This window comes from Devosia sp. P1_H9 (assembly GCF_056405135.1).
In genome coordinates, this window is sequence record NZ_JBFUCQ010000005.1 from 336132 (window position 1) to 357793 (window position 21662).

The 21662-nt window shown below is 64.3% G+C and carries 21 protein-coding genes and 1 tRNA gene; 10 read left to right on the top strand and 12 right to left on the bottom strand.

The genetic code is table 11. From position 1 onward, the window contains the following. Window positions 1–51: 51 nt before the first annotated feature. Together AC1DYL_RS12320 and AC1DYL_RS12325 are read left to right on the top strand one after the other, a co-directional pair. The gene (locus AC1DYL_RS12320) at window positions 52–3156 is read left to right on the top strand and encodes a type I restriction endonuclease subunit R (RefSeq protein WP_477173347.1); all 3105 of its coding nucleotides are present in this window, start codon (window positions 52–54) and stop codon (window positions 3154–3156) included. Between the two features lie 93 nt (window positions 3157–3249). Next, a complete protein-coding gene (locus AC1DYL_RS12325) occupies window positions 3250–4179 on the top strand; it encodes a DUF5655 domain-containing protein (RefSeq protein WP_477173348.1) in 930 nt (309 codons plus the stop codon). A 208-nt stretch (window positions 4180–4387) separates the two neighbouring features. Here the strand turns inward: AC1DYL_RS12325 and AC1DYL_RS12330 are convergent. Continuing rightward, window positions 4388–4464, bottom strand: a tRNA-Met gene (locus tag AC1DYL_RS12330). A 142-nt stretch (window positions 4465–4606) separates the two neighbouring features. Beyond that, complete coding sequence (locus AC1DYL_RS12335) at window positions 4607–5428, bottom strand: hypothetical protein (protein ID WP_477173349.1); 822 nt, start codon at window positions 5426–5428, stop codon at window positions 4607–4609. Window positions 5429–5564: 136 nt separating this feature from the next. Here AC1DYL_RS12335 and AC1DYL_RS12340 point away from each other — a divergent pair, with 136 nt between their 5' ends. The 3 genes from AC1DYL_RS12340 (at window position 5565) to AC1DYL_RS12350 (ending at window position 7931) form a co-directional block, all read left to right on the top strand. Next, window positions 5565–6602: an aldo/keto reductase gene (locus AC1DYL_RS12340; RefSeq protein ID WP_477173350.1), complete on the top strand. Its 1038-nt coding sequence runs from the start codon at window positions 5565–5567 to the stop codon at window positions 6600–6602. Window positions 6603–6946: 344 nt separating this feature from the next. Then, on the top strand, window positions 6947–7177 hold the full coding sequence (locus tag AC1DYL_RS12345; RefSeq protein ID WP_477173351.1) for a hypothetical protein: 231 nt from the start codon (window positions 6947–6949) through the stop codon (window positions 7175–7177). A gap of 67 nt (window positions 7178–7244) precedes the next feature. Next, the gene (locus tag AC1DYL_RS12350; protein WP_477150045.1) at window positions 7245–7931 is read left to right on the top strand and encodes a DUF599 domain-containing protein; all 687 of its coding nucleotides are present in this window, start codon (window positions 7245–7247) and stop codon (window positions 7929–7931) included. Between the two features lie 13 nt (window positions 7932–7944). On the opposite strand, the gene AC1DYL_RS12355 is transcribed toward AC1DYL_RS12350, so the two are convergent. The 3 genes from AC1DYL_RS12355 to AC1DYL_RS12365 form a co-directional block, all read right to left on the bottom strand. Then, window positions 7945–8952: an MraY family glycosyltransferase gene (locus AC1DYL_RS12355; protein WP_477173352.1), complete on the bottom strand. Its 1008-nt coding sequence runs from the start codon at window positions 8950–8952 to the stop codon at window positions 7945–7947. A 164-nt stretch (window positions 8953–9116) separates the two neighbouring features. Continuing rightward, window positions 9117–10397, bottom strand: a complete 1281-nt coding sequence (locus tag AC1DYL_RS12360; RefSeq protein WP_477173353.1) for an SEL1-like repeat protein — start codon at window positions 10395–10397, stop codon at window positions 9117–9119. Beyond that, a complete protein-coding gene (locus AC1DYL_RS12365; RefSeq protein WP_477173354.1) occupies window positions 10394–11248 on the bottom strand; it encodes an alpha/beta hydrolase in 855 nt (284 codons plus the stop codon). Before AC1DYL_RS12365 ends, AC1DYL_RS12360 begins: the two co-directional genes overlap by 4 nt. A gap of 54 nt (window positions 11249–11302) precedes the next feature. Between AC1DYL_RS12365 and AC1DYL_RS12370 the strand changes: the two genes are divergently transcribed. The 3 genes from AC1DYL_RS12370 to AC1DYL_RS12380 all read left to right on the top strand — a co-directional run bounded on the left by AC1DYL_RS12370 (window position 11303) and on the right by AC1DYL_RS12380 (window position 12693). Continuing rightward, window positions 11303–11707 carry a (2Fe-2S)-binding protein gene (locus AC1DYL_RS12370; RefSeq protein ID WP_477150049.1) on the top strand — a complete coding sequence of 135 codons (405 nt, stop codon included), beginning with the start codon at window positions 11303–11305 and terminating at the stop codon, window positions 11705–11707. Continuing rightward, entirely contained in the window at window positions 11673–12158 is a 486-nt protein-coding gene (gene bfr, locus AC1DYL_RS12375) for a bacterioferritin (protein WP_055046419.1), read from the top strand. Before AC1DYL_RS12370 ends, bfr begins: the two co-directional genes overlap by 35 nt. Window positions 12159–12282: 124 nt before the next feature. Beyond that, complete coding sequence (locus AC1DYL_RS12380) at window positions 12283–12693, top strand: VOC family protein (RefSeq protein ID WP_477173355.1); 411 nt, start codon at window positions 12283–12285, stop codon at window positions 12691–12693. 89 nt (window positions 12694–12782) lie between these two features. On the opposite strand, the gene AC1DYL_RS12385 is transcribed toward AC1DYL_RS12380, so the two are convergent. After that, window positions 12783–14516: a tetratricopeptide repeat protein gene (locus AC1DYL_RS12385; protein WP_477173356.1), complete on the bottom strand. Its 1734-nt coding sequence runs from the start codon at window positions 14514–14516 to the stop codon at window positions 12783–12785. An 80-nt stretch (window positions 14517–14596) separates the two neighbouring features. After that, complete coding sequence (locus AC1DYL_RS12390) at window positions 14597–15577, bottom strand: aldo/keto reductase (RefSeq protein ID WP_477173357.1); 981 nt, start codon at window positions 15575–15577, stop codon at window positions 14597–14599. 138 nt (window positions 15578–15715) lie between these two features. Here AC1DYL_RS12390 and AC1DYL_RS12395 point away from each other — a divergent pair, with 138 nt between their 5' ends. Continuing rightward, window positions 15716–16561 (top strand): hypothetical protein, encoded by an 846-nt coding sequence (locus AC1DYL_RS12395; RefSeq protein WP_477158964.1) that lies wholly within the window; start codon window positions 15716–15718, stop codon window positions 16559–16561. 14 nt (window positions 16562–16575) lie between these two features. On the opposite strand, the gene AC1DYL_RS12400 is transcribed toward AC1DYL_RS12395, so the two are convergent. From AC1DYL_RS12400 to AC1DYL_RS12420, 5 genes are all read right to left on the bottom strand, one after another. Beyond that, window positions 16576–17580 (bottom strand): alpha/beta hydrolase, encoded by a 1005-nt coding sequence (locus AC1DYL_RS12400; RefSeq protein ID WP_477173358.1) that lies wholly within the window; start codon window positions 17578–17580, stop codon window positions 16576–16578. Window positions 17581–17658: 78 nt separating this feature from the next. Next, window positions 17659–18138, bottom strand: a complete 480-nt coding sequence (locus tag AC1DYL_RS12405; protein ID WP_477173359.1) for a DsrE family protein — start codon at window positions 18136–18138, stop codon at window positions 17659–17661. Further along, window positions 18107–18673, bottom strand: coding sequence for a hypothetical protein (locus AC1DYL_RS12410; protein ID WP_477173360.1), 567 nt, complete (start codon window positions 18671–18673; stop codon window positions 18107–18109). The genes AC1DYL_RS12405 and AC1DYL_RS12410 overlap by 32 nt, the downstream gene beginning before the upstream one ends. Window positions 18674–18731: 58 nt before the next feature. Further along, window positions 18732–19493 (bottom strand): ABC transporter permease, encoded by a 762-nt coding sequence (locus AC1DYL_RS12415; RefSeq protein WP_477150057.1) that lies wholly within the window; start codon window positions 19491–19493, stop codon window positions 18732–18734. Further along, a complete protein-coding gene (locus AC1DYL_RS12420) occupies window positions 19490–20419 on the bottom strand; it encodes an ABC transporter ATP-binding protein (RefSeq protein ID WP_477173361.1) in 930 nt (309 codons plus the stop codon). Before AC1DYL_RS12420 ends, AC1DYL_RS12415 begins: the two co-directional genes overlap by 4 nt. A 169-nt stretch (window positions 20420–20588) precedes the next feature. Between AC1DYL_RS12420 and AC1DYL_RS12425 the strand changes: the two genes are divergently transcribed. Continuing rightward, window positions 20589–21593 (top strand): ATP-dependent DNA ligase, encoded by a 1005-nt coding sequence (locus tag AC1DYL_RS12425; RefSeq protein ID WP_477173362.1) that lies wholly within the window; start codon window positions 20589–20591, stop codon window positions 21591–21593. Window positions 21594–21662 lie beyond the last annotated feature (69 nt).

A 21662-nucleotide genomic window follows, 5' to 3' on the forward strand; every position in this document is an offset into this window, starting at 1 on the left:
GGTAAGGTGGCAATGAGCGAGACATACTCCGCACTACCCGACAGCCCGCGCATGGAACTCGCTGAAGAGGCCGTTGAGCTGGCGGCGCTCTCATGGTTCGAGCTGCTTGGTTGGCGGAGTGTAACAGGTGCCCATCTCGCGCCAGACGGGCCAATGGGTGCACGGGCTGATTATCGCGAGGCGATCCTAGAGCCGGAATTGCGCAGCGCCATCGCCTCCCTGAACCCCGAGGCGACCGCCGACATGGTCAACTCAGCTGTGCTCAAGATTAAGGCGTCGCAGAGCCAGGACCTCGTCGAAAACAACCGCCTGTTCCACCCGTTCCTCGTCAGCGGTGTGCCTGTCGAGGTAAACGAGAGGGGCGCCACACGCACCATCGGCATCAGGATCATCGATCAGGAGAACCCACAGGCTAACCGCCTGCTTGTTGCCAACCAGTTCATCGTCAAGGGCGAGAAGGGGACAGTGCGCGCGGATGTGACCGCGTTCATCAACGGCCTGCCTGTGGCGGTCCTGGAGTTGAAAAGCCCGTCCGATGCGTCAGCGACGCTGGGGAAGGCCCACAGCCAGCTGACAACCTACAAGACGAGGGCGCCGGAACTGATGCGCACCAATCAGGTGCTTGTGATCAGCGACGGCAGCAACGCTCGCATCGGGTCGTTGACGGCGCACTTGGATAGGTTCGCCCCATGGCGAACGATTGACGGGGTAGGCCTCGATGACGCTGGTCGTTCAGAGCTTGAGGTGCTCATTCGAGGCGTGTTCGCTCCCGAGAGGTTCATCGACCTGATCTGCGACTTCATCGCCTTCGAGGTTAAGGACGGCACCGTCAAGTCAAAGAAGCTCGCCGCCTACCATCAGTTTCATGCCGTCAAGAAGGCGCTCGCTTCCACCCTCAGCGCCTCGCAGTCTGGCAGCCGCAAGGGCGGTGTGGTCTGGCATACGCAGGGGTCCGGCAAATCGCTGACCATGCTGTTCTTCGTGCGGCAGCTCCAGCTGGCCAAGGCTCTGAGGAACCCGACCATCGTTCTGGTCACCGATCGTAATGACCTCGATGACCAGCTTTTTGGGACTTTCGCTGACCACGGGGCGGCCCTGCGTGGCACACCCCGGCAGGCCGAAACATCAGAGGAGATGCGCAGTCTGCTTGCGGTCGACATCGGCGGTCTGGTCTTCACGACCATTCAGCGCTTCAGAGGGGAGGACGGCTCTCACCCCTTGCTCACAGATCGCGGCAACGTGATCGTCATCGCTGATGAGGCGCACCGCACGCAATACGGGTTTAAGAAGCGCTATGTCGAGCGCGACGGCGGCATGCGGGAAGCCGTGGGATTTGCCGACTACCTGCGGCAGGCACTTCCCCAAGCAACAGTTGTGGGCTTCACAGGCACGCCAATCGAAGAGCGGGACCGCGACACCTACGGCACCTTCGGCGATGTCATCGACACCTACGACATGACACGCGCGGTGCAGGACAACGCCACCGTCCCGATCCACTACACCGCGCGACTTGCCCGTCTGCATCTGGCCCTTGATGACGGTGAGCGTGCCCAACTCGATGCGCTTGCCGAGGAGCTGGCGGAGGGTGACGACGCAGCGGTTGAGCGCGTCAAAGGCAGGCTGGCTCGCTTCGACGAGGTCGTAGGGGCACCAGATCGCATCGCTCAGATTGCCGCAGATGTTGTGGATCACTTCGACACTCGGCGTGCTGCTATGGCAGGTGGCAAAGGAATGATCGTCGCGATCAGCCGCCGCGTCGCTGTGATGCTCTATGACGAGATCGCCAAGCTCCGTCCGTCTTGGGTCTCTGCCGACACCAGCGACGACAAGTCGGGTCTTATGAAGGTGGTGGTCACTGGTAACCGGTCCGACGATCCACAGCTACTGCAACCTCACTTGCGCACCAAGTCCCGACTGGAGGCACTGGCGAACCGGTTCAAGGACCCCTCGTCCGGCTTTGATCTCGTGATTGTGCGCGACATGTGGCTCACGGGGTTTGACGCCCCTTCTCTGCATACCCTCTACATCGACAAGCCCATGCGCGGTCATGGCCTCATGCAGGCAATAGCGCGGGTCAATAGGGTCTGGGGCGACAAGCCCGGTGGGTTGGTAGTCGACTACTTGGGGATCGGTACAGAGCTCAAGGCAGCCTTGGAGAAGTACACCCAGGGCGACCGGGACCAAGTGCGCATGGACCCCGACGAGGCTGCGGGCCAGACGCTCACGCTGCTGGAAAGCGCACTGGCGCTACTGGACGGCGTCAACTGGAAGGATTTCTTTGCGGCGCCGCCGACAACCCGTCTGACGATCCTGAAGCAATGCCTCGAACACCTTCTAGCCACCGACGGGCGTGACGCCTTCCTTGAGACGGGCTTCAAGCTGGAGGTTGCCTATGCAATCAGTGCAGGTGACGACCGGGTTAAGGATCAAGCCCACGAGATCGCAATGGTCGCGGCGCTGCGGGCGAACTTGGCAAAATACACCACGGGATCGGGGCGTAGCCGCGCCGGTGTAGAACGCGACATCCGACAACTGCTGTCAAAGGCAGTGATGGCTGACGGCATCCTCGACGTGTTCAAGTCCGCCGGGCTTGAGCAACGGGACCTGTCTATCTTCTCGGACGAGTTCCTCGCCGAGGTGCGCGGCACGAAGCAGAAGAACCTCGCTGTCGAAACGCTGCGTCGCCTGCTCTCTGACGAGATCAAGGCCAATGCCCGGACCAACATCGTCCAGTCACAGAAGCTCAGTGAGCGGTTGGATGAAGCGCTGCGCAAGTACCATAACCGCGCGGTCGATAGCGTGCAGGTCATTGAAGAGTTGATTGCACTCGCCAACGACATCCGCGCCAGCGCGACTAGGGCAGCTGAACTCGGGCTATCGCAAGAAGAGGTCGCTTTCTACCAGGCGCTGGCCGAGAACGGGACAGCCCGAGAACTGATGGCCCACGAAACGCTGCGAACGCTCGCGAAGCTCTTGGTGGAGACTATCCGCTCTTCTGCGACCATCGACTGGACGCGGAAGGAAGGCGTGCGGGCCAAGATGCGCATCGAGGTGCGAAAGTTGCTCGCACGTTACGGCTATCCGCCAGACCTCCAAAAGGCCGCGGTCGACTTGGTCGTCCGCCAAGCTGAAACCATCGCCGCCGATTGGGGCTGAGCCCGGATGAAGGCAACGAGGAAATCTTCTCGCGCGATCGGGGAGGCAAAGCAGCCGAGATGGATCTTGTCGTAAGCTAATGGCCGGGGGCACATGAGCGATATCAAACTTTTCCGCACCGCCGACGCGTCGGTCACCGAACTTAGCGGAAGCGCAGTTGCGCTAGAAAAATCGCTGCAGACCCTGATCGAGGGGAACATGGAAGCGTTCCTCGGCGTGCGGTTTCTCGCATCCGAGTTTCCCACGACTAATGGTGGGAGAATGGACTCGTTGGGAATTGACGAGAACGGCTCGCCGGTCATCGTCGAGTACAAGCGGGCCACCAACGAGAACGTAATCAATCAAGGCCTGTTCTATCTCGACTGGCTTATGGACCACCGCCGCGATTTCGAATGGCTGGTTCTGGAGCGTTTCGGCACCGAGCAGGCAAAAGCCGTCAATTGGGGCACGCCTCGGCTGATTTGCATCGCCGGCGATTTCACCAAGTTCGACGCTCATGCTGTCAACCAGATGAACCGCAACATCGCGCTAGTCCGCTATCGCCGCTTTGGCGACGAGCTACTGCTTTTTGAATTGCTGACCTCGGCGTCAGAACGCCCAACTCGCGAAATTCCTGCAAGCGTTGATGCGGTAGGCGAACCTGCAGCAGCGCGTCCACGCTATCTCCAGAAGACCGTTACCCAGTATCTGGCGAACGCCGACCAAGAGCTTGTGGACCTCTACGAGGCTACAAAGGCCTACCTCCTAGCGTTGGGCGATGATGTGGAGTTGAAAACCCTCGACAACTACGTCGCATTCCGGCGCCTAAAGAACTTCGCATGCGTCGAGGTTAAACCGCAGATCAGACACATCAAGGTCTTCGTGAAGGTCGATCCGGACACGATCGTCCTTGAGCCCGGTTTCACACGTGACGTGCGCAAGATCGGCCACTTCGGCACCGGCGACCTCGAAATCATTATCACCGATCTCGCTACACTGGACAAAGCCAAGCCGTTGATGGACCGCAGCTATGACGGTGCGTAACGAGGCAAAGTGACCAGCAACCTCGTCATCGCCGACGATGCCTCCAGGCGCTCACGGCCGCTGGTGTGGCAAACGGGCGTGTTTGCACCCCGGTTCAAGGCCGGACACCAGCCGGACACCAAAAGCTGAACCCATTTGCGAAGCATCCAAAATCGGAGGCCAAGAAACGAAAAACCCCGCTTTCGCGGGGCTTTCCAGTACCAAGCTTTGGTTGCGGGGACAGGATTTGAACCTGTGACCTTCAGGTTATGAGCCTGACGAGCTACCGGGCTGCTCCACCCCGCGTCAGATATCAAAGCCTTGGCTTTTTGCGTCTTTCGAGTGCGACCATCGCCGCCGACGCAGGGGGTATATAGGGGGTGATCCGGCTTACCTCAAGGCAAAAAGCGATCAGCGTGACAGTTTTTTGACCAGCGGTGCGGATGCCCTACTGCGCGGCGGGCGGCGCGTCTTCTCCGGCGGGCGGAGCCGCACCGTCCGAGGGGGCTTCCGCCTCGGCCGGGGCCGTGGCCCGGCACCCCACCCCGAGTTCGCGATAGAGCTTGTTGCCGGCAGCGACCAGCTGACTGCGTGCCACTTCGAGGCCACGCCGGCTGGCGCGCGGACCCAGCGCTTCCGGGCGCTTGGCCACGTCCTTGCCCAGTTTCTCGAGATACGGCACGAACAGTTGGATCGACTGCATGGCCGAGATCACCTGTGGGCACTTGCGGCTGATTCCGGCCGCCACTGCGGCCGCGAGGTTGGCTTCGGCGGCGTCCCGCGCCTCGATCACCGCCTCGGTATATTCGGCCGTCTGGATCTTCACCGGCACCGCATAGCGCGGTTCGCTCGCCTTGTCGGCCGGCATCTGAAAGCCGACGCAGCGGCGGCTCAGCCACTCCTCGGCGCGGACCCGGGCGGCAAAGGTGATGACCCGCGACTGCACGATATGCGACTTCAGCACCAGCACGTCCTTTGCCGGCTTGCCGATCAGCGCCGCGTCCGCCTCGTCCAGCAGGCGATAGCCCAGCGCAAACGAGTTCGCTGCCCGGATCAGCTCGGCGCAGTCATTGCTCTGCGCCGTCGGCTGTAGCTTGATCGTGTCCTGCCCGACCGAGCGGGTAACGGCACCGACGAACTCCGCCAGTTCCTTGAGGCTCATCTTGCCCAGCCGCGCGATGTCGGGGTCGGATTGCGCCTGCGCCGGGCCAGCAGATAAACCGCCTAGTACGAGGCAAAGGGCGGCGAGCAGCTGCGTCAGCTTGGGCACGGGCAATATCCTTGAAGTGTCGCGCGCAATCTCTCCGATCCTCGCCCCCGGCGCAACCTCCGCTCGAACCATCGGAGGGATTGTCTCAGCCGGTATCGCCACTTAGGGTGCGCGCCGCATTCGAGGGGCTTTTCCGATGAAGATGAAGACACTTGGCCGCACCGACATCTCGGTGTCCGAAATCTGCTTGGGCACCATGACCTGGGGCAAGCAGAACACCGAGGCCGAGGGCCACGCGCAGATGGACTACGCCATTGAGCACGGCATCAACTTCTTCGACACCGCCGAAATGTACGCCGTGCCCCCCGATGCCTCGACCTACGGCAAGACCGAGGAGATCATCGGCACCTGGTTCAAGAAGACTGGCAAGCGCGACCAGATCGTCCTCGCCAGCAAGGTCGCCGGGGGCGGCCGCCCATGGGTGCGCAACGGTCGCGGCATCGATGGCCCGAGCGTGCGCGAAGCGGTGGAAGGCAGCCTCAGGCGCCTGCAGACCGACCGCATCGACCTCTACCAGATCCACTGGCCGCGCCGCGGGCACTACCACTTCGAAGGCTCGTGGGACTACAACCCCTATCTCCAGGACAAACAGAGCGTGCTGCCCAACATGCTCGAGGTCCTGCAGGTGATGGGCGAGCTGGTCCGCGAGGGCAAGATCCTCCATTTCGGCCTCTCCAACGAGAGCGCCTGGGGCACCATGCAATACTTGAAGCTGTCGATGGAGCTGGGCCTGCCGCGCGTCCAGACCATCCAGAACGAGTACAATTTCCTCCGCCGTTACTACGACATGGACCTCGCCGAACTGGCTTTCCACGAGGATGTCGGGCTGCTCGCGTATTCGCCGCTGGCGGCGGGCGCCATCTCCGGCAAGTACCTCGGCGGCGTGCTGCCGGCGGGGACGCGCGGCGCTATTGCCGGCTCCGCCTACCGCAACAACCAGTACACCGAGCCGGCGATCCGGGCTTACATCGCGCTCGCCGAAAAGCACGGGCTCGACGTCAACCAGATGGCCATCGCCTTCTGCCTGACCAAGCCGTTCATGACCTCGGTGATCATCGGCGCCACCACCATGGAGCAGCTAAAGGTCAACATAGCTGCCGCAGATATCGAGCTGTCCGAGGCTGTGATGAACGAAATCCAACAGATATTCATGCGCTACGCCCGCACCTTGTAGAGCGCGTGTCGACAGGCCGGTGCGAGCCGACCCCCACCCCCTGTCCCCTCCCCCTAAGAATGGGGAGGGAGACGAAAACGCCGGCATCAGTGTGAGGGTCTCCCCCCCTTGCGGGGAGGGGACAGGGGTGGGGGTCCACAACCACCGGCCGCGCCGCCCTATTTTACCTGCCCCAACCCCCACGCAAATCGCTTCCCCCTCACACCCGCGTTTTGGCATCTCAATTCTCGACCAATCCGATAGTCTTTGTCATTCTACTTCGCATACGCCGGGGGTCTCCTCCTCCCTTCTCCTGGCGGGCAACGCGGCCCTGCCGCCTCCCCCTGTGGGCGGCGGGGCCGACCATGACGAGGAGTGATGACGTGCTGCACTTTGTCGGAATCCTGACCCCGCGCGACGACCTGCCGCCGGGCGACGATCGCCAGAAGCCGTTCTTCGGTCCTGAATGGCGCCTGACCCGCACCGAGCGCGATGCCGCGGTGCTGGATGGCAAATGGCCGCTGCCCAGCGACGCGCCGGCCGACCGCAACGAAGGCATGCGCTTCGTTTCGATGCTGTCTCCGCCCTTCATCTGAGCCAGTCGCCAACGGCGTCGGTGGCGCTATAAAGGAGCACCCGAATCTCCGAGGGCTCCGGCGCGCCATGACGCTGTTTGCGACACTTTTTCCGCTCTTTTGCTGGTTCGCCTACAACTATGGCGTCCCGCTGCTGGAGCGCCACCGCCCCTCGCTATCGGTGATCATGTCGATGCAGCGCCGCCGCTGGGTGGCGAACGCGGTAAAGCGCGACACCCCGCTCGATGCCATCCTCGCCGGCAACCTGATGGGTTCGGTGAGCTTTCTCGCCTCCACTTCGGTGCTGCTGGTGCTGGCGGTGTTCACCGCCTTCGGCAACCTGACGGCGCTCACCGACACGCTGTCGACCGTCGGCCTCAAGGCCAGCTACAGCACGCAGGACGTGCAGATCCACCTGTTCGCGACGCTCGCCATATTCGTGCTGAGCTTTTTCGCCTTCACCCTGGCGCTGCGCCAATTCAACCACTTCTGCATCCTGCTCGGCGCCATCGAGCATTCCGAGCACGTCGCCCGCGACGAGATCGACGGCATCGCCCAGCTCAACACGCTCGCGGCCAAGAACTTCAACAACGGCATTCGCGCCTACTACTTCGCCGTGCCGATGGTCGCCTGGTTCGCCAACGAGTGGCTTGCCGTTGCTGCCAGCGTGGTGACGGTCGGCTTCCTCATCCACCGCGAGTTCTTCTCCACCGCCCACCGCGTCGCGGCGTCCATCGCCGTGCTGGCGAGCCGGCGCGAGAAGGAACACAGCTGACGAGCCGACCGCGCTAGCGCACCTTGAGCAACACAGCGTAGAGGATCGCCGAGACGATCAGGTGGGCGATGACGAAGCGCACCAGCACCTGCGACCCGGTCCAGCCGACCTCCTTGCGAAAATGATCGTGCAGCGGAAACCGCACGCGCCCAAACACCAGCACCTTGAAGAACCGCTTCAGCGCGACCTTGGCGATACCGGTCGAACCGTTGGCAAGGATGACGAACCCGACGACCACGATGAGCAGCACATTGTGGCTCGCACAGACCAGGACGCCGATCAGCAGGCCCAGTGGGCGTGACCCCGCATCCCCCATCAGCACGCTGCTCGGCGGGGCGTTGTGCCAGAGGTAACCGGCAACGCACCCCACCATGATGAAGGCGAGGCTCGCCCACAGGCCGGCGCGCGGATCGAACGGGATCAGCAGGTATTCAGCGGTCGCCTTGTCCCCGACCACGCCGTAGAGGAGGAACGCCAGGAACACGAGGGAGACCACGCTCAGGCTGCCTGACAGGCCGTCGACGCCGTCGCTGCAGTTCGTCGCGTTGATCGATATCCAGATCGTCCCCGTGAAAATCAGGAAGACTGCAAACGGCGGCAGCACGAAGGACCCGCTGATGAGGGGCAGCCAGAGCGCCAGGGACCCCTCTGCGTTCAGCAGCAGCCACGCCGATAGCCCGGCAACCAGCAGATCGAGAAAGGCCAGCCGGTATTCCGACAGGCCGCCTGTGGCGTCGTCCACCAGCCCGATGACCGAGGCGAGCAGCATGACGCCGACGAACAGCAGCACATCGAGCCGCCACGGAACGAACAGGAACACCGCGAGCGCGAACACTGCGACGAAGAACAGGCCGGCCCCCATGGGCTTGCCGACACTCTTGTCGGCGTCGACCGCAAACGCGCGGCCGCGGTCCTTTGGCAAGAGGTGCGCAACGCGCGGAATGCCCAGCACCGTAATGAAGAATGCCAGGCACGCCCCGGAGGCGATCAGCAGCATGTCCGACCGGAGCAACCGAAACACACCGATCGCCGGCGACAAGACGTCTGATATCCAGGGGAACAACAACCGACTCCAGCGTGATGCAGCACGGACACTGCACGAGCGCTCCCTTTGCCGCAACGGCTCAGGGCAACCCAGTTGGACCCACTCTCAACGAGCGGGGAAGAACGGCTAGGCAGCCTTGGCTAGTTGTCGATCTTGCTCTTGGGATAGGTCTTCACCGTCGGCGTCTCGGTCGGCGCCTGTAGCGCCGCTTCCAGGCGCCGGTGATTGTCCGCCCCCGGCTGATACCCGAGTTCGGCCGCCTGCTGGTAGAGCTCCAGCGCCCTCGTGGTGTCCAGCGTCACCCCGAGCCCATTCTCGTAGAGATGGCCGAGATTGTTGAGCCCCACCGGGTTGTACTGGTCGGCCGCCTGTTGCGTGAAGCTCAGCGCCTTGCCGTAGTCGAGCACGCCACCATGGCCATCGAGATACATCAGCCCCAGGTTGGCCGCCGCGTCCGCGTTGCCGTTCTGCGCGGCCTGGCGGTAGTACTGCCGCGCCAGGGCGGCATCCTGCGCTACGCCCACGCCGTCTTCATAGAGCAGCGCCAGGTTGAACTGCGCCTGCGCGATCCCCTGGTCGGCCGCCCGCTGGTACAGCGCCACTGCGCCCTCGAGGTCGGGCTTGGTGCCATAGCCATTCTGCTTGAGATAGCCCAGCGCATTGATGGCCAGGGCGTAGTTCTGGTCGGCCGAAGCCTGGTAGAGCGCTACCGCCCGCTCGTAATCCGCCTCACCCAGCGCACCGGTCTCCTGGAGCTTGCCCAGATTGAACTGCGCGCGGGCATCGCCGCGATCGGCAGCCCGCTGATACCAGGCGGAAGCGGCGACCAGGTCGCGATCGAGCCCCAGCCCGTCGGCATACATCGAGCCCAGGTTGGCCATGGCGCGCGGCAAGCCCTGCTCGGCGGCGCGGCGATACCAGCGCGCCGCCTCGGCATAGTCCTGCGCGACGCCCTCGCCGTAATCATAGGAGAGCCCGAGGCTGTCCTCGGCCGGCGCAAAACCGGCATCGGCTGCAAGCTTCAACAGCTCGGCGCCGCGGGTCATGTCCTGCTCGATCCCCTGCCCGACGATCAGTATATCGCCGAACAAGGTCTGGGCCAGCGGATTGCCCGCAGTTGCCGCCGGCTCGAGATAGGTCACGGCCTGTGCGGAGTCGCCGGATGCGTCATAGGCCCGGCCGAGCCAGGCCTTCAGCGGCGCCGATTCCGGAGCTTCGGCCAGCGCGGCGGTACAGGCTTCGATCGCTGCCGCCGTATCGATGGCGCTGCTGTCCATCCCCGTTTCGGCATAGCCCGTCTCGTACTGGCTCGCCGCCTTGGCAGCACAGGCGTCGAACAGTTCCGTGGCGAATGCTGGGGCCGTGCCGAGCCCGAGCGCCAGCACGGCGCCGCCCATCAGCGTCTGTCGAAGCCCACTCATCGCGTCACTCCCTGCTCGTCCGCTCCGATCATAGCGCCGCCGCCCCGTCGCGCCAGCCGCAATGTGCGCTCCAGGAAACCTGCGACCTCTCCGGCGAGGCTCGACCGGCGGGTGAGGAGGCTCCCCAGTTCCAGCAGAGTCGAAGGATGGGTAAAGCGCGGATAGTGCCGCTCCACCACCATCACGCCGTGCTCGCGCAGCCGCCGCGCCAGCGCCACCGTATTGTGCGGACCCACCACTGTGTCGCCGTCGGCGCTACCCAGGAACATCGGCGGCGCTACCCCGGTGACGAGGTTCACCGGCTGCGTCTTCAACTGATCGGCAGCCCCGCTGAAGGTGCGAATGGCGATCGGCACGTCGAACGGGTGGAAGTCATAGGGACCGGACAGTCCGACCACCGAGCGGATCGCGGCGGCCACCCCATAGGCCGGCTCCAGCGCCAGCATCACGGCGTTGTACGCACCGGCCGAGTGCCCCAGCAGCGCCAGCCGCTTCTCATCCCCGCCGAATTCGGCCGCGTGTTCGAGCGTCCAGCGCACTGCTACCGCGCAGTCCTCGAGAAACACCGGATACTCCACCTCCGGCAGCACCCGATAGTCCGGCACCACCACCAGATAGCCGAGCGCTGCAAGCCATCGGGCGGCGAAGGCGAAATCGCGCCGGTCACCCTCGTTCCAGGCGCCCCCGTATATGAACACCACCACCGGCACCGGTCCTGCGGCAGCTACCGGCCCATAGATATCGAGCCGCTGCTTGGGCCTGTCACCATAGGCAAGACCGGCGGCGAGACGGCGCGACCGGCGATCCTTCGGGCTGGCGAAGTTGAGGAGGCCGACGAGAGAGAACGACATGCAAAAGACCCTACGAGTGCCCGAACAGATACGCACGGGGACGGCGATGGTTTCGTGATTCACGCTGCGGCATTATCTGACATTGACAATCAGGTTTCAGCGGCGCTCTATGCCGCCCGACCCTCACAGCCGACGCCCTTTCTGCCCATGCTTGTCTGCCAGTGCAACGTGATCACCGACAGGGAGATCAAGCAGATCATCATCGGGCTGTTGCGTGAGGATCCCTGGCAGATCATCGTTCCGGCAATGGTTTATCGGGAGCTCCAGAAGCGCTGCAAATGCGCCGGCTGCGTTCCGAATGTGGTGGACATTATCATCACGGTAACGGAAGAGTACCACCTCCAATTGGCCGAAAAATCCGCCGAGGCACCTCCTGTGCACGCGCGGCTTTCGGCCATGCGTCGCAAGCGCCAAGGAGGTCGGAATGAAAGGCGAAGCACAGGTCATCGAGCGGCTTAACGAGGCTCTGTTCCTCGAACTCGGGGCCGTGAACCAGTATTGGGTGCACTTTCGCATCTTGTCCGACTGGGGCTACACCAAGCTCGCTGCCAAGGAACGTGCCGAGTCCATCGAAGAGATGCACCACGCCGACAAGCTGATCGAGCGCATCATCTTCCTCGAAGGCCACCCCAACCTGCAGCGCGTCGCGCCGCTCCGCATCGGCCAGACCATCAAGGAAGTGCTCGAGTGCGATCTCGCCGGCGAGTATGACGCCCGCAAGGCCTACAAGGCCTCGCGCGAGCTCTGCGAGTCGTTGGGCGACTACGTGTCGAAGAACCTGTTTGAAGAGCTGCTCGCCGACGAGGAAGGCCACATCGACTTCCTCGAGAGCCAACTGCAGCTGCTCAACTCGATCGGCGTCGAGAAGTACGGCCAGCTCAATTCCGACAGCGCCGACAAGGCCGAGTAAGGCTTCTGTCGCTGACATTTTCGAGCCGGCCGTCCCACCAGGCGGCCGGCTTTTCATTGGCCCGTGATTGACACGTCGTTCTCGTTATGTTCACTTTCGCGCCTCAGTGAGTAAGGAGGCCTGAATGCAGTTCCACGCCGGACGCTTGATCGATCACGTGCACATCAACGTCGCCGACCTCGACAAGGCGGCGACCTTCTATTCCGCCGTGCTCGAAGCCCTCGAACTGCCGCCCGGCAACCGCTCGTCCTACGCCTTCCAGGCCGACGAGCTCTACATCAGCCAGCCCGGCCCCGGGCAGCACATCTCCAAAGTCCACCTCGCCTTCCAGGCGCGCGACGAAGCGATGGTGAAGCGGTTCTACGAAGCCGCGCTGGAGGCCGGCGGAACCGACAATGGTGGCCCGGGCGAGCGCAGATACCACCCCGGCTACTACGCCGCCTTCGTCTTCGACCCCGACGGCAACAACATCGAAGCCGTCATCCACGGCAAGGAAAAGCGCTCAGCCCCCTCGGTCATCCGCGAGCCGGTGTAGCACCGCCCGCGCAGTGATCCTCCCGTGGCGGGGGAGGAGAGAGACCCTCATCCGCCCCGCGGCGACGGCCCTTGGCCTCTAGGAGGGCGCTAGCTCTTCGGCCCAGCGCGACCAGTGCCATATTGCGGCTCTGTCTGGCCCCGCTGCAGATCGGCCAACCGGTCGGTTGCCGCCTGCATGTCATGCTTGGCAGCGGCCCGATACCACTTCGCGGCAAGCGTCGCATCGACCGGAACACCGCGCCCGTTCTGGTAGGCGACGCCCAGCCCGAACTCGGCCGGCGGAAAGTAGCGCGCTGCCCCAGTCCGATAGAGCGCCACGGCCCGGGCCGGATCCTCGTCCACCCCGTGCCCCCACAGCAGCAGATCGGCGAGCAGCACCATGCCCGGCGTCCAGTCGCCCAGGGTCGCCGCCTCGAGCAGTGGCGCTGCTTCCGACTGCCGGCCGGCTGCTATCAGCGCCCGTGCGTACCAGGCCTTGTTCTCGAGCGAGTTGCCATCGAGACCAATCGCCTTGTCGCAGGTGGTGACCGCGGTCTCGGCATCGATCTGCTCGATCGGCTTGCCGGTACTCTCGAAGCCGGCTTCGTAGGGCGACGCCGCGATCAGCCCGCAGGCCTGCTCTGCCCGCACTTCCGCGGCCCGGCTCTCGCCATAGCTGTTGCCCTGCGCCGCCGCCTGGTCGAACAGCTCGATGGCGCGCGCGAAATCGCGCGGCACGCCGAGCCCGTCGGCATAGATGCTGCCAAGCGTCGTCTGCCCGTAGCTTGCGCCGGCCTCGGCCGCCTGCGCGGCGTAGATCAGCGCCTGCGCGTAATCGAGCGGAACGCCCTCGCCGTAGAGGTAAGCTTGCGCCAGGCCCACCGTGCCGCCGATTTCGCCCTGGTCGTGAGCGAACGAATAGAGCCCGAAGGCGCGGTCGAAATCCCGCTCGACGCCGCGACCGGTGCTGTAGAGCTGCGCCAGGTTGGCGCTGGCCAGCGGATAGCCCTGGTCGGCTGCCATCTGGTAGTAGCGCGCCGCCTCGGCCGCGTCCTCGGTAACCCCGAGCCCGGAATCGTAGAGGTAGCCCAAGTCGTTCTGCGCGTAGGAATCGCCCAGGTCGGAGCCGAGCCGGAACTGCTCGGCCGCCTTGACGTAGTCGATCTCCACCCCCTGCCCGAACTCATAGAGCTGCCCGAGGCCATAGATGCCGATGACGTCGTTCTTCGCGGCGGCGATCTCGTACCAGTGTTTCGCCTGCTCATAGTCGAGCGGAACGCCCGAGCCGCCGTGATAGAGGTAGCCGAGATTGCCCGCGGCCCGCGGCTCGCCCTGATCGGCGGCACGCTTGTACCAGTCGGCGGCCAGCACATCGTCCTCGTCGATCCCGCGCCCGAGGTCATAGGCATAGCCGAGGCTGAGCTGCGCCGGCGCGAACCCTGCCTCCGCCGCCGGCCGTGTCACTTCCACGGCGCGCGCATAGTCGTCCCTGCTGCCATCGCCCAGATCGCCGAACAGCACATCGCCCAACAGCTGCCGCGCCAGCGGACTGTCGGCGGCAACCGCCTCCTCGAGCAGCGGCAGCGCCGCGTCGGTCTCGCCATTGGCCAACAGCGCTCGCGCCAGCCATGCCTTGTTGGCGATCGCATCCGGCGTCGCCTTCACTGCTTCCTCGCAAGCCGGAATAGCGATGGCGGTATCGATCTGGCTGAGCTCGCGTCCGAACCCCGCGTAGCCGGCTTCAAACTGGGACGCCGCCGCCATGCCACAGATCGATGCGGTCGCCACATCCTTCGCCAACACACTCGCCGGCAGCAGGATCGCAGCCAGACCGACGACCACTGGCAGAAGTTCATGGCCTACGGACAGACTTTTGCTGTGCTTTGTCACGACCAAACCCTGCTCTTCTACCCCGACGCAACCTAGCGGAAGCTCTGCGCTCCCGTCGAGTGATACGGCGCCTCGAGCCGCGCCACCTCGTCGGCACTGAGCCCCACATCGAGCGCCGCCACCGCATCTTCGAGCTGCGAAAGCTTGGTCACCCCGACGATTGGGGCGCTAACCGGTTGTTTTTGCAGCACCCAGGCGAGCGCCACTTGCGCCATCTTCACCCCGCGCGCTTTGGCGATCCCACCAACCACCGCGTTGATCGCCTGGTTCGCCGCTTCGTCCCGCAAATACAAGGTCTTACCGTAGATGTCGGTCTCCATCCGCTCCGTGCTCTCCCCCCACGGCCGCGCCAACCGCCCGCGCGCCAAGGGAGACCACGGGATAACCCCGATCCCCTGGTCGATGCAAAGCGGCAGCATCTCCCGCTCCTCCTCCCGCTCGATCAGGTTGAGCTGGTCCTGCATTGAAACGAACCGGGCCCAGCCATGCTGGTCCGACGTCATCAGCATCTTCAAAAACTGCCACGCCGCCATCGACGAAGCCCCGATATAGCGGGCCTTCCCGGCTCGCACCACGTCGTTAAGTGCTTCCAGCGTCTCCTCAATCGGCGTTGCCGGATCGAACCGGTGGATCTGGTAGAGATCGACGTAGTCGGTGCAGAGCCGGCGCAGTGAGTTGTCGATCTCGGCCATGATCGCCTTGCGGCTGAGGCCATGGCCGTTCGGCCCCTTGCGCATCTCGCCATGCACCTTGGTGGCGATCACCAGCTCGTCGCGCGGCGCCAGTTCGAGCAGCACCTTGCCCACGATCTCCTCGCTCGAACCGAGTGAATAGACATTGGCCGTATCGTAGAAATTGATCCCGGCCTCCCACGCCGCACGCAGGATCGGACGGCTTTGCGCCTCGTCGAGCGTCCACTCGTGCGAGCCCTGCTTGGGGTTGCCGAACGACATGCAGCCCAGGCAAATCCGGCTGACTTCGAGGCCGCTATGGCCCAGGCGCGTGTACTGCATGGCAAGCACTCCATTGTTTGTGCTGGAGTTTAGCAGCGGCGGCGCGCGCCGGGGCAAGTTCTGTGCGGAAATCGTGCGCCGCCTTGGCGATAACGGCACCGCTGCGCTAGGCTGGCAGCATCAAGGAGGGGCCGTGAGATGCTGATCCGATCGCTCGCGATGGTGGCCCTGCTGTTGGCGCCGATCGCTGCGCCCTTCGCCGTCGCCGCTCCCGTCCAGGCGCAAAGCCAGCAACTTGCCGTGGCCGAGCTGATGCGCGCCACCGCGCTCGATGTCGTGTTCACCCAGTTCGGCGCTGCCATTGCCGCCTCGGCGCGGACCGAAGAGATCTCCAGCGACGAGATTTTCCTCAAGCACTGGGAAGCGACGGCGAATGCGGTGTTCGACGCCGGCGACCTGCATCGCCGCCTGGCCAAGGCGCTCGAGGGCAAATTCTCCGCCGACGAGCAGTCGGTGCTGGGAGAGTTCTTCCACTCCGAGTTCGGCCAGCGCATGACGACGCTGGAGCGCTCGGCGGCGCTGCTGGAGCCGGCGGCGCAGGTCGCGGCGATTGCCAAAGGGCAGCAGCTGGTGGCCGCCGCCTCGGTGATCCGGCAGACCCAGATCGACGCGCTGATGGAGCTGGTCTCGGCCGAAATCTCGGCTGCGATGGTCGGCCAGTCGGTGCGGGCGCTGCTGCTCGGGCTTTCGGTGTCGCACCAGCAGGGCGATATCGCGGTGCCGTGGCAGGAGATCGACACGCAGGTCGAGGCGATGATGCCGGGCCTGCTTGCCGATGTCGGCCGCACCCAGCGGGCGATGATGGCCTACGCCTATCGCGACCTCAGCGACGCCGACCTCGACACCTACATCGCTTTCCTCCGCACCCCGGCGGCGCAGAAGTTCTACGCCGTCGCGGCCTATGCGGTGGGCCGCATCATCGCCGACGGCATGTCGGCCTTCGGCGAGGCGTTTGCCGCGCGGATGCAGAGCGTCAACGTCTGACGCGCCAAGCGTGACTACTCGTTGCGTCGGCCGCCATCGATTGGCGCCAGCACGTCATCCATCTTCTTGATGACCTCGGTCATCTCGGTCTCCGGCGGATCGGGCGTGAACACCGGACGCGGCGTACCGGATGGGAAGGCGCCAAAGGTCTGGAAGAACTCGACCACGTCGTTCAGCACCGGCATGCGGAACCGCATCATGGCGCCGAGCGCGATGACCGGCTCGAGATGGCCGAAGCCCTGGTAGTATTTCTCGCTGACCCAGACACCTTGGTCGCGCAGCTTCTTGGCCAGCGCCTCGGAATTCTGCACTCGGACGATCGGGTCGCTGGTGCCGCTGGCGAGCAGCATCGGCGGTGCGTCGGCGGTGACGAGGTTCACCGGCTGGGTGCCCTCGGCGCTCGGCGCCGGGCCAAAGGTGTCGCGCACCTGGTCATACTCGAATGGGTAGAAATTGTACGGCCCGGAAATGCCGGCAATGGCCCGGATCGGCATGGTCACGTCGTACTCACGGCGGAATGAGGAATCGAGCCCGAGCATCACCGCATTGTAGGCTCCGGCCGAGTGACCGGCGAGAAAGAAGCGCTTCGGATCGCCGTCATAGAGAGCGATGTTGTCCTGGATCCAGCGCATCGCCTGCGCATTGTCCTCGAGGAATTCCGGGTACTTCACTTCCGGCCACAGCCGGTAGTCGGCGATGACGGTGACGAAGCCCGCCGCAGCCAGCGCCCGTCCGGCGAACTCGTATTCGAACTTGTCGCCGGCCCGCCAGCTGCCGCCATAGATGAACATCACCACCGGCGCGGTGCCTTCGATCTTGTCCGGCACGTAGATGTCGAGTTTCTTCCGCTGCCCGTCGGCATAGGGAACATCGGCGACCTTCTTCACGCCCTGATCCATCGCCTCGGCGATGTTGAAGGGCGAAAAGATCGTCACCTGCGCCAGCGTCGGCAGCACCGAGGCGACAAGCAGCGACAAAGCGAGGGCGAACCGCAGGGCGGTGCTGAAAATCCTGGTCATTCGGGGGCCTGGTCAGTTCCGGAGTCGTGCCGTCCTGATGGCGGAGGAACCTGAAGATTTTGTGACCAGTTCTAGCGATCAGGGCCTCAGATAGGCATAGCCCTCGGCCTGCAGCTGTGCGAGGCGGGTAACGCCGCCCTGATCGACACGGACAAAGCCCGGCAACAGGTCGGAAAGCTCCAGCTTCTGCGCTTCGAGTGTATTGCCGCAGGCCTCGAGCCCCACGCCCTGCCCGGCGGCTTTCGAGAGCTTGCGGGTGAGATCGGGATTTGCCGTGGACTGCCGGAACGCGTTGAGCGCCGGTCCGTGCACCACGAGCACGATGCTCACCTTGTCCGGCCCGCCCATCCCCTCGATGTGGTTGGCGATATTGCCGAGGACGAACGCCACCTTGTCCATGTCGCTGAGGTGATAGGCGACACGCGGCACGCTCGGAGCGGCCGCCCGCGCTTCGCCGTTGAATACCGCGGCGCCTGCAGCAGCCGCGGCGACGAGGCGCGCAACGAGGCCGCGCCGGCTGACCGGCTCATTGGGCAGCGAGGAGGGATTTGCCGGCATCATCGTACTCCAGCGGCAGGCAATTCTTGAGATCGGTCCGATAGAGCCAGAACACCTTGTCGTCGGTGCCGAAGGCCGCCTCGGCCGGCGGCTCGTCTTCCGATTCCGGATCCCAGGTGCGGGCGCCATAGGGAATCTCGACGGCAATCGAGTCCTTGTCGCGCAGCTTCACGTCGATCTGGCCACCATCGCAGTCGATGCCGCAGCCGAGCAGCTTGTTGCCCTCTTCGTCGAGCCCGCACGAGCCGGACACCTGGAACTGCTCGTCGACGCCGCGGAAGTTGACCCCTATCGACAGCACGTACTGCCGCCCGTAATCGGCATCCTCGGTGCTGTCGACCAGCAGCGTCATCGCGGTGACGTTCTGCGCGTCGTGCTGGCTCAGGTGCTTGGCGTCGTACTGGCGGGAGAAGCAGGCGAACACCCGATCCTTCTCCGGATCGCGGCCGAACAGCATCTCATCGTTCTGCGCCCCGGCGGCGAAAGCCGGACCGGATACGAGAACCAGGCTCAGGGCGAGACAGATGGTGCGCATGATCGACCTCCGCTCGCGAGGCTAATCCTCCGGCGATGAACCGGCAATGAAAGCCGCGCTACGACTTCAGCCGATACCCGGTGCGGAACATCCAGCTGACGATGGCAAGGCAGATGGCGAGGAAGCCGAGCGTCGCCGCGACGCTGACGGAAATGTCGACGTCGGCGATGCCGTAGAAGGCCCAGCGGAAGCCACTGATCAGGTAGACCACCGGATTGAACAGCGACACCGCCTGCCAGAACGGCGGCAGGACGCTCAGCGAATAGAAGGTGCCGCCGAGGAAGGTCAGCGGTGTGATGATCAGCAGCGGCACCGTCTGCAGCTGCTCCATCCCCTTGGCCCAGATGCCGATGATGAAGCCGACAAGGCTGAAGGTGACGGCGGTGAGCACCAGGAAGGCGATCATCCAGAACGGGTGATCGATGCGGATCGGCACGAAGAACCAGGCCGTCGCCAGCACCAAGACGCCGAGGATGATCGACTTGGTGGCCGCCGCGCCGACATAGCCGACCACCGTTTCGAACGACGACACCGGCGCCGAGAGCAGCTCGTAGATGGTGCCGAGGAATTTTGGGAAGTAGATGCCGAAGGAGCCGTTGGCCACCGACTGGGTCAGGATCATCAGCATGATCAGGCCCGGCAGGATAAACGCGCCGTAGCTCACCCCCTCGATCTCGGTGATGCGCGAGCCGATGGCGGCGCCGAACACCACGAAATAGAGCGAGGTCGAGATCACAGGCGAGATCAGCGACTGCAGCGGCGTGCGGAAGGTGCGCGCCATCTCGAACTTGTAGATGGCCTTGATCGCCTCGAAATTCATGACGCGTCCCTCACCAGGCTGACGAAGATGTCTTCGAGCGAACTCTCCCGCGTCTGCAGGTCTCGGAACCGCACCCCGGAGCTGCCGAGATCGGCAAGAAGCCCGCTGATGCCGCTCCGCTCGCCCTGCGCGTCATAGGTGTAGACGAGGCTCTCGCCGTCGGCGGCGAGCTCGAGCGCATAGGGCTTCAGCGCCTCCGGCAGAGCGTCGAGCTTCTCCTGCAGCGTCAGGGTCAGCTGCTTCTTGCCGAGCTTGCGCATCAGCTCGGCCTTCTCCTCGACCAGCACCAGCTCGCCATGCTGGATGATGCCGATGCGGTCGGCCATCTCCTCGGCCTCGGCGATGTAATGCGTGGTGAGGATAATGGTGGTGCCGGCGGCCCGCAGCCGGCGGATCATCGCCCACATGTCCTTGCGCAACTCGACGTCGACGCCGGCGGTCGGCTCGTCGAGGAACAGCACCTCAGGCTCGTGGCTCAGCGCCTTGGCGATCATCACCCGGCGCTTCATGCCGCCGGACAACTGCATGATCTTGCTGTCCTTCTTGTCCCACAGGCTGAGGTCGCGCAGCACCTTTTCGACGTGCGCCGGGTTCGGCTTCTTGCCGAACAGCCCGCGCGAGTGGCTGACCGTGGCCCAAACCGTCTCGAAGGCGTCCGTGGTGAGCTCCTGCGGCACGAGACCGATCATCTTTCGGCTCTCGCGATAGTCGCGGACGATATCGTGGCCGCCGACCGTCACCGTGCCGGCGGTCGGCGTGACGATGCCGCAGACGATGGAAATGAGCGTGGTCTTGCCCGCCCCGTTCGGCCCGAGCAGCGCCAGGATCTCGCCGCGCTCGATTTCGAGGCTGACCGACTTTAGCGCCTCGAAGCCCGTCGCATAAGTCTTCGACAGGTCGGCAATGGAAATGACTGCGTCCGGCATGCTCGCTCCCCCGAAGCTGCGAGCTACAGATATGGGACAGACCGCCCCCGCGTTCAACGAACTGTGAGGTAACTTCGTACTGCCCGGATGGGCAGGGGCGAACTCCCCCGGGAGGACCCGAGACAGCTGGCGGATCGTCGGTTAGCTTTGGGAGGCGAAGGAGAGCGAGATGTCCGCTACCGGCAACGCACCTGCTGAGATCCCGCTTGCGCCGATGGAGGCGCGCGCGGTGGATGAACTGCCCAGCGATGCGGGTTGGCAATTCGAGCCCAAATGGGACGGTTTTCGATGCATCGCAGTCAAACAGGGTGGCGCCGTCGCCTTGTTCGCCAAGTCTGGCAAGCCGCTGGGCCGGTACTTTCCCGACATAGTGGCGCTGCTCGAAGGGCTACCGGTGGATGACTTCGTGCTTGATGGCGAACTGACCATCCCCGTGGACGGCCAGCTGAGTTTCGATGCCCTGCAGATGCGGCTTCATCCCGCGGCCAGCCGCGTCCAGAAGCTCGCTACCGAACATCCCGCCGTCTACGTCCTCTTCGATCTGCTGCTGGCGCCGGGCGCAAAGCCGCTTGCCTCGCTGCCGCTGACGGACCGCCGTCAGGCTCTCGAGAGCTTCTTCGCCGGCGTTGAGCAGCAGGGCATCAAGCTTTCGCCCAGGACCACGGATCGGGAGGAAGCTGAACGCTGGCTTTCCGTCTCCGGCGGCGACGTCGACGGGGTGATCGCCAAGCGCCTCGACGCCCCCTATGCCGCCGGCGAGCGGGATATGCTGAAGATCAAGCGCATCCGCACCGCCGACTGCGTGGTCGGTGGCTTCCGCTACGGCACCGGCAGCAAGCTGGTCGGTTCGCTCCTGCTTGGGCTCTACGATGACGCCGGCAAGCTGAACCATGTCGGTTTCACCTCGGCCTTGGCTGCGGAGGATAAGCGGCAACTGACGGATCGGCTCGAGGCGCTGCGCGGCGGCGTTGGTTTCACGGGGCGTTCACCTGGCGGCCCGAGCCGCTGGTCGACGGCGCGGACGGAGCACTATGAAGCGTTGCGGCCCGAGCTTGTAGTTGAGGTTTCGTACGACCACGTGAGCGGGGAGCGGCTTCGTCACGGGACGCGGCTGTTGCGGTGGCGTCCGGACAAGCGTGCGGAGCAGTGCCGGCTGGAACAGCTTGGTGGCTAGCTGACAAAGCAAAACCCCGCCGGCTTTCGCGGGCGGGGTTTTGTTGTTCTAGTCGTTGAGAGAACGCAT